Consider the following 9,199-nt stretch of genomic DNA (forward strand, 5'->3'; position numbering starts at 1 on the left):
GCCGTACCCCGTACCGGTCACGGCCGGGCCCGGGTGGCCGCCGGGATCGCCACCGGCGCCGCGCTCGCCGGGTACGCGGCCACCGTGGGCCGCGCCCAACTCGCCGCGCTGCGCGCCCCCGGGCACGCCCCGACCGTCCGCGCCGCCACCGGCACCGGCGTGCGCGGCGTCACCGGGTTGCAGTCCGCGCTGCTGGCGGGCGCGGGCGCCCCCGTCCTGGCCGGCGCGCTGACCGCCCTGGGCGGGCTCGCCCGCGTCGCCTCCCGAAAGGTTTCCCCGACATGAGCGACGGACTGCGCTTCGGCTACGGCACCAACGGCTTCGCCAACCACCGCCTGGAGGACGCCCTCGACGTCATCGCCGATCTCGGCTACGAGGGCGTGGCGCTGACCCTCGACCACCACCACCTGGACCCGTTCGCCCCCGGGCTGGCCGCCCGTACCGCCGCGGTCGCCCGGCGTCTTGAGCGGCTCGGGCTGTCCGTGGTGATCGAGACCGGCGCCCGCTACCTCATGGACCCCCGGCACAAGCACGAGCCGACCCTGGTCTCCGCTTCGGGCCGCGACCGCCGGGTGGAGTATCTGAACCTGGCGGTACGGGTCGCCGCCGATCTCGGCGCCGAGGCCGTCTCGTTCTGGTCCGGCATCCTGCCGCCCGGCACCACGCCCGAGGAGGGCTGGGAGCGGCTGACGCGCGGCACCGAGGCCGTGCTGGCGACGGCCGCCGCCCGGGACGTGGTCTGCGCGGTGGAGCCCGAGCCCGGCATGTTCGTGGACACCCTGGCGGGGGTCACCGAACTGCGCCGCAGGCTCGGCGATCCACCGGGCCTGCGGTACACCGTCGACATCGGTCACACGGTGTGCAACGAGAGCGCGGACACCGCCGACTGCGTCCGCTCCGTGGGCCCGCTGCTGGCGAACGTCCAGGCGGACGACATGCGGCCCGGCGTCCACGACCATCTGGAGTTCGGCGAGGGCGACATCGACCTGCCCGCCACCCTCGCGGCGCTGCGCGAGGTGGGGTACGGGGGCCTGGTCGCGGTCGAACTCCCGCGCCACGCCCACGCCGCCCCCACCGTGGCGGCCCGCGCCCTGGCGGCCCTGCGCGCGGCGGAGGCGGTCCGATGACCGCCGCGGGGGCCCCGCTGTCCGCCGTCTTCCCGGCGCTGGCCCGCATGGTGGGCCGGGCGGGTGCGCACGCGGCGCGCGTCACGCTGCTGAGGGACACGGCGCGCGCCGGGAACCTCACCGACACCGAACTGAGCGAGCTGTACGACTTCGGCGACTCGGACGAGAAGCTCGCCGTCCTCACCGCCCTGAGCGAGCCCGAACTCCTGGACCGGCCCGGGCTGCTGCCGCTGACCGAGGACGCGCTGCGCACCAACGACCCGCGGCTGGTGGCGGCGGCCATGGGCGGCTACGCGGCCCGCCACCTGCCCCCGGCGGCCTGGCGGCACGGCGTCCTCAAGTGCCTGTTCATGGAGGTGCCGCTGGACGCGGTCAGCGGCTGGACCGGCCGGGCGGACGCCGAACTGGTCCGGATGACCCGCGCCTTCGCCGCGGAACGCGAGGCGGCCGGCCGCCCCGTCCCGGACGACGCGATACGACTGATGGAACGGAACGCCACCTGATGCGCATCTTCGACCCCCACATCCACATGACGTCCCGCACCACCGACGACTACCGGGCGATGTACGCGGCGGGGGTGCGCGCCCTCACCGAGCCGGCGTTCTGGCTGGGCCAGCCCCGCACCTCGGTGGGCTCGTTCCGCGACTACTTCGACACGCTGGTGGGCTGGGAGCGGTACCGGGCCGCGCAGTTCGGCATCCGGCACCACTGCACGATCGCGCTCAACCCGAAGGAGGCCAACGACCCCCGGCTGGCGGGCGTCCTGGACCTGCTGCCCCGCTACCTCGCCAAGGACGGGGTGGTGGCGGTCGGCGAGACCGGCTTCGACGCGATGACCGACGCCGAGGAGAAGGTCTTCGTCCGGCACCTGGAGCTGGCGGTCGAACACGGCCTGCCCGTCCTCGTCCACACCCCGCACCGCGACAAGGCGGCGGGCACCCGCCGCACCCTGGACCTGGTGGCGGCCTCCGGACTGCCGCCGGAGCGGGTGCTGGTGGACCATCTGAACGAGGTGACGGTGCGGCTGGTCGCCGACAGCGGCTGCTGGATGGGGTTCTCCATCTACCCCGACACCAAGATGGACGAGGACCGCATGGTCCGCATCCTCACCGAGTACGGCACCGACCGGATGATCGTGAACTCGGCCGCCGACTGGGGCCACAGCGACCCGCTGAAGACCGCGAAGACCGGCGAGGCGATGCGGGCGGCCGGTTTCTCGGCGGACGAGATCGACCAGGTGCTGTGGCGCAACCCGGTGGAGTTCTACGCCCAGAGCGGCCGGCTGCTGCTGGACGACACGGATCCGGACGGGGGCGCGGCCGGGGACGGCTGGGAGGGCAACTCCATCCGGCGCGGCGAACCCAGGGACGCGGCATGAGATTCCGGCACCGGGACGGCACCCGGGTCCACCTCGCCTACTGCACCAACGTCCACCCCGCCGAGGACCTGGCGGGCGTCCACCGCCAGCTGGAGGTGTTCGGCGCGGGCGTCCGGGCCCGGCTCGGCGTGCCCCGGCTGGGCCTCGGCCTGTGGCTCCCGGCGCCGCTCGCGGCCCGGCTGGCCGCCGACCCGGCCGCCGTGCGCGGACTGCGCACCGCGCTCGCGGACAACGGCCTGGAGGTGGTGACCCTCAACGCCTTCCCGTACCGGGGGTTCCACGACCCGGTGGTGAAGAAGGCGGTCTACCACCCGGACTGGACCGGGGAGGACCGGCTCGCCTACACGCTGGACTGCGCCCGCGTCCTGGCCGCGCTGCTCCCGGACGACGCGGCGCGCGGCAGCGTCTCCACCGTTCCGCTCGCCTGGCGCGACCCGTGGGACACCGGCCGCGCGGCCCGCGCCCGTACCCTGCTGGACCGGCTGGCCGCCGGACTGGCGCGGATCGAGGCGGAGACCGGCCGGACGATCCGGGTGGCCCTGGAACCCGAACCCGGCTGCGTCGTGGAGACCACGGCGGACGCGGCCACCCAGCTGGCCGGGATCGACACCGGCCGCCTCGGCGTCTGCCTCGACCTGTGCCATCTGGCCGTCGCGTTCGAGGAACCGGCCGACGCGCTGGGCCGGCTCGGCGGCGCCGGGCTCCCGGTGGTGAAGGCGCAGGTCTCCGCCGCCCTGGAGGCCGCCGACCCGGCGGACCCGGCCACCCGGGCCGCCCTGTCCCGCTACACCGAGGACCGCTTCCTGCACCAGGTGCGCGCGCACGGCGGCGGCGCCCGCGACGACCTGCCGCAGGCGCTCGGCGACCTGCCCGCCGGGTCCCCGTGGCGGGTGCACTTCCACGCCCCGCTGCACCGCGGCCCGCAGCCCCCGCTCACCTCGACGACCGACCAGCTGCGCGCCACCCTGCACGAGCTGTTCGCCGGGCCCGCCGCGCTGACCGACCACCTGGAGGTCGAGACGTACACCTGGTCCGTCCTGCCCGCCCAGCACCGTCCGGCCTCCGACGCCGAACTGGCGGACGGGCTGGCGGCCGAACTGGCGTGGACGCGGGACGCCCTGCACGACACCGGCCTCAAGGAGGAGGACGCATGACGAGTCCCCAGCGCATCCTGCTGCTCAACGTGGTCGGCCTGACCCCGCGTCTGCTGGCCCACGCCCCGAACCTGCGCGCCGTGGCCGAGGACGGCTGGCAGGCCGAACTGACCCCGGTGCTGCCCGCCGTCACCTGCTCCGTGCAGTCCTCGATGCTGACCGGGCTGCCACCGTCCGGCCACGGCATCGTCGGCAACGGCTGGTACTTCCGCGACCAGGGCGAGATCCATCTGTGGCGCCAGCACAACCGGCTGGTGGCGGGCGAGAAGGTCTGGGACGCGCTGCGCGCCCGGCACCCCGGCTACCGGGTGGCGAACGTCTGCTGGTGGTACGCGATGGGCGCGGACACCGACTGGACCGTCACCCCGCGCCCCATCTACCACGCGGACGGCCGCAAGTCCCCCGACTGCTACACCCGCCCGCCGGAGCTGCACGACGAACTGGTCGAGGAACTGGGCCCCTTCCCGCTGTTCCACTACTGGGGCCCGACCGCGTCGCTGCGCTCCAGCGAGTGGATCGTGGCCGCCACCCGCCGGCTCATGCCGCGCGCCGACCTGACGCTGAGCTACGTCCCGCACCTGGACTACGACCTCCAGCGGTACGGCCCGGACAGCCCGCAGGCGATCCGCGCCGTCCAGGACGTGGACCGCGTGCTGGCCCCGCTGCTGCGGGACGCGCGGGAGAGCCGGACGACGGTGGTGGTCGTCAGCGAGTACGGCATCACCAGGGCGTCCCGCCCGGTGGACGTCAACCGCGCGCTGCGCCGGGCCGGGCTGCTGGAGGTGTACACGCAGGAGGGCATGGAGTACCTGGACCCCTGGGTGTCCCGGGCGTTCGCGGTCGCCGACCACCAGGTCGCGCACGTGTACGTGCCGGACGAGGCCGACCTGGAGAAGGTGCGGGCGCTGTGCGCGGACCTGCCGGGGGTGGCCGAGGTGCTGACGAAGGAGGAACAGGAGGGGTACGGGCTGGCGCACGAGCGCTCGGGCGAACTGGTGCTGGTGGCCGAGCCGGAGGCGTGGTTCACGTACTACTACTGGCTGGACGACGCCCGGGCGCCGGACTTCGCGCGCGGGGTGGAGATCCACCGCAAGCCGGGCTACGACCCGGCGGAGCTGTTCTTCGACCCCGACAACCCGCGGGCGAAACTCCAGGCGGCGGCCGGGCTGGCCCGCAAGAAACTCGGCCTGCGCTACGCGATGAACGTGGTGCCGCTGAACCCCACCTGGGTCACCGGCTCCCACGGCCGCCTCCCGGACACCCCGGAAGACGGCCCGGTACTGCTGTGCTCGGCCCCGGACGGCGGCCGCGAGCGGCTGCACGCGACGGACGTGAAGGAGCTGGTGCTCACTCTGGCAGGCCCAGCTGTCAGGGCCGATCGGGAGTGACGGTGGGTACGACGGACCGCTGGATCAGGCCCCTTCCGGTCGAGACATCGGTGCCGTCCCAGGGGACGCTGTAGTCACCCACGGCCCACACGGCACCGGAGTCACCGGCCGGGGCCAGGTCCCAGAAGGTGTAGCTCGGCCACTGGGTGTCGCCGTCCGGGGCCCAGGCTCCGAACTTCTTGGTCCAGCCGTCTCCGTCGAAGTACCAGAAGACCGGGGCGGAGTCGGCAGGGTGGGTCTGGTCGATTCCGGCGACCCACAGACCGCCGGCTCCGTCCACGGTGATCGCCTGCAGGTAGAGATGAGAGAGCGATCCGGTGATGTCCCGCCATTCCGTCCCGTCCCAGTGCAGGACGCTCGGGATGGGCGGGCCGCCATGCGGTGGGGTGGCCCAGCCGCCCACGTAGACGTTGTCCGGCTCCGCCACGGCGATCGTGGCGGTGTCCGTTCCGGTACGAGCCGGGGGCCCGGCCATCGGAGTCCAGGTCGTGCCGTCCCAGTGGTAGGCCACCGGATGCCCACCGTCCACGGGGTACCGCATGCCGGTGGCGTAGGCGTCATCGGCGGAGAAGGCGTCGATGCCCCTGATGTTGACGAGATCAGGAAGCTCGAAGTTCTGCCACACGCCGTCCGCGTAGGTCTGCAAGGACTCGCCGCCGACGAAGAGCCGTCCCGGCACAGCCTTGATGGGTACATCGAGCCAGGAATCGCCGACGGGGTAGGGGAGGGGCACCGTGGTCCAGCTCTCGCCGTCGTAGTGGGCGAGAACGGCGTCCCGCTGGGAGAGGCCGTGCACCCAGACGTCATCGGCTGAGACCGCACTGACCGAGGACCACCTTCCCACCGGGGGCAATCCCGGCGCGGTGTCCTCCTTCCATTCCGCCCCGTCCCAGCGCATGACGACGCCCCGCTGGTCCTGCCTGCCCACAGCCCACGCGAGGTTGTCGTCGACGGCCGACACGGATTGGACGACCTCGATCGTGCTGTCCCCGGACAGGGATATCTCCCAGTCGGCCGTGGCTGTCGGCGTCGCCTCATGGGCGATGGCACTCCCCGTGGTGAACAGGGCGGTGACCAGGGTCAGTGAGGCCGCGGCGGTGCGGAACAACTGCCGTCTGTGCATCGGTGAGCGATTCCTTTCACTCGGGTCAGTGCGGATAACTCCGTGAACATGCCACGACCCGTCACTTCCCGCCAGACCGCATTCCCCGATCCTGAGCTCTCAGGACGCGCGCGTTCTCCCCTGGGCGGGCGGCCCCGGTGGGGGGAGGAAGAGGGTGCCGCGCAGGGCGCCCCGGAGCGTCCGGGTGCCGACCGTCAGCCAGGCGAGGACCAGGAAGGCGTACAGCGCGAGCGCGGTGGCCGTGAACAGGTGGGCGCCGAGCCGGTCGGCGAGGCCGGCGGAGGCCGTCACACAGGTGCCGACCGGGAAGGTGAACCCCCACCAGGCCAGCGAGAACGGCAGCCCCCGGCGGGCCTGCCGCACGGTGAGCGCGGCGGCCAGCGCCAGCCACATCAGCGCGAACCCCCACACCGGTACCCCGTACAGCGGCACCGCCGTCCCCACGGCGGCGGCGTACGGGGCGGGCAGGACGCCGGGGGCGGCGTCGGCCAGCAGATGGACGGCCGTCACCGACTGGCCGAGCGGGCCGAGAACCATCCACAGGGTGGGGACGAGCGCGGCCGGGCCGGGGCCGTGGTGCGCCAGCCGGGACCACAGCTGCGGCAGCAGGATCAGCGAGCAGCACAGGCTGATGCCGAAGAGCGCGGCGCACACCAGCAGCAGGGTGAGCCGTGGCTGCCCGGCGGGCAGGTGCGGGACGAGCGCCGCCCCGGTGGCGGCGGAGACCATCGGCGGGACCACCGGCATCAGCCAGCCGCCGAACGCGGCGTCGGGCGGGGCGGGTTCGCCGGTCATGGTGCGGTAGGGGACCGCGACGCAGGTGAGCAGGCCCAGGGCGGTGCCCGCCGCCCACAGCACGGCGCCGGCCCGTACCGCCGGGGCCGTCCCCAGCAGGTCGGCGCCGAGCGCGACGGTGCCCGCGCCGACGGTGAGCAGCGCCATCGCGGGGGCGCCCCAGAAGTGGCCCATCACCGGGTGCCCGGCCAGGGCGCGGGCCCGGTCGGGGTGGCGTACCGCGTGCGCGGTCCAGGCGCCGAGCAGGGCCAGCAGCAGGAGGGTGGCCAGGCCCCATACGGCGGTGGCGGCGGGGCGCAGCGCTTGTCCGCCGACCGGCAGGGTGATGGCGGCGTTGCCGACGATGCCGGTGCCCATGACGGCCGCGAACCAGTTCGGGCCGAGGTTCCTGAGCAGGTCGGCGGGCTGGTCCAGGGCGGGCAGCAGGCGGCGCGGTGGCCGGTCCAGGGGTGGGGTGGCGGGTGGGGCGGGGGAGTGGACGGCCATGGGTTCCAGCCTGTCGGGCGGGGGCGGACGGCGGTAGGGATCAGTCGGGTATGAGCCCATAAACTGCTCTTATGCCCCTGCCCCGTCGCGTGAGCGACCTCGCCCCGTTCGAACTGCTGCTCGCCGTCGCCCGGCTGGGCAGCCTCGGGGCCGCCGCCCGCGACCACGGCATCAGCCAGCCCGCCGCCAGCTCCCGGATGCGGCAGCTGGAGCGCAGGCTCGGCCTCACCCTGCTGGACCGCTCCCCGCGCGGCTCCACCCTCACCCCCGACGGCGCCCTGGTCGCCGACTGGGCCCGCGCCGCCACCGACGCGGCGGCGGCCCTGGAGGCGGGCATCGGCTCCCTGGCCCGCGCCGCCGACGCCCGGCTGCCCGTGGCCGCCAGCCTCACCGTCGCCGAGTACCTGCTGCCGCACTGGCTGGCCCGGTTCCACGCCGTGGCCCGGGACACCGCCGTCTCCCTCACCACCCTCAACTCCGAGGACGTGGCCGCGGCGGTCCGCTCCGGCGCCGCCCGGCTGGGCTTCGTCGAGGGGCCCGAGGACCCAGCCGGCCTGGTCAGCCGCACCGTCGCCCGCGACACCCTCACCCTCATCGTGCCGCCCGGCCACCCCTGGACCCGGTACGGCGACGGCGGTGTCCCGGCGGCGGAGCTGGCCGCCACCCCGCTCATCACCCGGGAGGCCGGCTCCGGCACCCGGCGCCACCTGGACCGCGCGCTGCGCCACCACACCGGACAGGAGCCCGTCCCGCCGCTGCTGGAACTCTCCAGCACCACCGCGATCAAGACGGCGGTCGGCGAGGGGGTGGGCCCGGCCGTCCTCAGCTCCCTGGCCAGCGCCGGGGACGTGGCCGCCGGGTCCGTCGTCCCGCTGCCGGTGCGCGGCCTGGACCTCACCCGGCGGCTCCGCGCCGTCCACCGGCCCGACCGTCCGCTGGGCGGGGCCGCCCGCATGCTGCTGGACTGCGCCCGCGAGCTGCCCGCGCGCCACGGCTGACCCCAACCCGCTTGCCACGCCCGGCCGTTGACGTGTCCCGCGGCGGCTACGCTGACCCTCCTCGGACGCCCGCACACCACCCACGGGGGGACACGCCATGCCACTGGAGTTCGGACTGTGGCGGATCGACGGCACACCGGAACGCGTCCGGCGGCGGCCCCTGGCGCGGGAGGCCGCGCTGGAGGACCTGATCGTCGCCGACCCGGACGTCCTGGGCCGCCCCCTGCTGCTGATCGGCCGTCAGGTGCACACCGGCCACAACGGGTTCATCGACCTGCTCGGCATGGACGAGGAGGGCGCCCTGCACGTCCTGGAGCTGAAGCGCGACCGCACCCCGCGCGAGGTGGTGGCCCAGATCCTCGACTACGGCTCCTGGGTACGGGACCTCGGCAACGAGGACATCCGCGCGCTGTACGCCCACCACGCGCGCGAGCACGATCTGCCCACCGAACTGGACGAGGCGTTCGCCGCGCGCTTCGGCGGCAGCCCGCCCGACACCCTCAACAGCGCGCACACCCTCACCGTGGTGGCCGGCGAACTCGACGCCGCCACCGAGCGGATCATCACCTACCTCGCCACCGGCTTCGGCGTCCCGGTGAACGTCATGTTCTTCCGCGCCTTCGAGGACGAGGGCCGCTCCTACCTGGCCCGCACCTGGCTCATCGACGAACCGGAGACCGCCCCCGCGCCCGCCGCCGGCCGCCGCGGCGGCACCCGCGAACCGTGGAACGGCACCGACTGGTACGTGTC

The 9,199-nt window shown here is 74.5% G+C and carries 9 protein-coding genes and 1 pseudogene; 8 read left to right on the top strand and 2 right to left on the bottom strand.

The features are described 5' to 3' along the window. The 6 genes and pseudogenes from ACFV5N_RS19995 to ACFV5N_RS20020 all read left to right on the top strand — a co-directional run. Positions 1-285 (top strand): annotated as a pseudogene (locus ACFV5N_RS19995) (prenyltransferase); the annotation flags it as partial. After that, on the top strand, positions 282-1,127 hold the full coding sequence (locus ACFV5N_RS20000; RefSeq protein WP_385601506.1) for a sugar phosphate isomerase/epimerase family protein: 846 nt from the start codon (positions 282-284) through the stop codon (positions 1,125-1,127). The pseudogene ACFV5N_RS19995 and the gene ACFV5N_RS20000, both read left to right, overlap by 4 nt. Next, complete coding sequence (locus ACFV5N_RS20005; RefSeq protein ID WP_385601509.1) at positions 1,124-1,630, top strand: EboA domain-containing protein; 507 nt, start codon at positions 1,124-1,126, stop codon at positions 1,628-1,630. The genes ACFV5N_RS20000 and ACFV5N_RS20005 overlap by 4 nt, the downstream gene beginning before the upstream one ends. After that, positions 1,630-2,505 (top strand): TatD family hydrolase, encoded by an 876-nt coding sequence (locus ACFV5N_RS20010; RefSeq protein WP_385601512.1) that lies wholly within the window; start codon positions 1,630-1,632, stop codon positions 2,503-2,505. Before ACFV5N_RS20005 ends, ACFV5N_RS20010 begins: the two co-directional genes overlap by 1 nt. Next, the gene (eboE, locus tag ACFV5N_RS20015) at positions 2,502-3,659 is read left to right on the top strand and encodes a metabolite traffic protein EboE (RefSeq protein WP_385601515.1); all 1,158 of its coding nucleotides are present in this window, start codon (positions 2,502-2,504) and stop codon (positions 3,657-3,659) included. Before ACFV5N_RS20010 ends, eboE begins: the two co-directional genes overlap by 4 nt. Next, positions 3,656-5,047 carry an alkaline phosphatase family protein gene (locus ACFV5N_RS20020; RefSeq protein ID WP_385601518.1) on the top strand — a complete coding sequence of 464 codons (1,392 nt, stop codon included), beginning with the start codon at positions 3,656-3,658 and terminating at the stop codon, positions 5,045-5,047. The genes eboE and ACFV5N_RS20020 overlap by 4 nt, the downstream gene beginning before the upstream one ends. Here ACFV5N_RS20020 and ACFV5N_RS20025 read toward each other — a convergent pair. Next, on the bottom strand, positions 5,028-6,170 hold the full coding sequence (locus ACFV5N_RS20025; RefSeq protein ID WP_385601520.1) for a hypothetical protein: 1,143 nt from the start codon (positions 6,168-6,170) through the stop codon (positions 5,028-5,030). The two genes, ACFV5N_RS20020 and ACFV5N_RS20025, sit on opposite strands and share 20 nt — an antisense overlap. Positions 6,171-6,269: 99 nt before the next feature. Continuing rightward, positions 6,270-7,451 (bottom strand): TDT family transporter, encoded by a 1,182-nt coding sequence (locus ACFV5N_RS20030; RefSeq protein ID WP_385601522.1) that lies wholly within the window; start codon positions 7,449-7,451, stop codon positions 6,270-6,272. A 71-nt stretch (positions 7,452-7,522) separates the two neighbouring features. Between ACFV5N_RS20030 and ACFV5N_RS20035 the strand changes: the two genes are divergently transcribed. Both ACFV5N_RS20035 and ACFV5N_RS20040 read left to right on the top strand, forming a co-directional pair. Then, the gene (locus ACFV5N_RS20035; protein ID WP_385601525.1) at positions 7,523-8,449 is read left to right on the top strand and encodes a LysR family transcriptional regulator; all 927 of its coding nucleotides are present in this window, start codon (positions 7,523-7,525) and stop codon (positions 8,447-8,449) included. A 97-nt stretch (positions 8,450-8,546) separates the two neighbouring features. Continuing rightward, positions 8,547-9,199, top strand: a 653-nt coding sequence (locus ACFV5N_RS20040; RefSeq protein ID WP_385601527.1) for an endonuclease NucS domain-containing protein, incomplete at its 3' end; no start/stop codon positions are given.

Origin of the sequence: Streptomyces sp. NPDC059853, assembly GCF_042731495.1 — a bacterium.
In the GTDB taxonomy this organism is placed as follows: Bacteria; Actinomycetota; Actinomycetes; order Streptomycetales; family Streptomycetaceae; genus Streptomyces.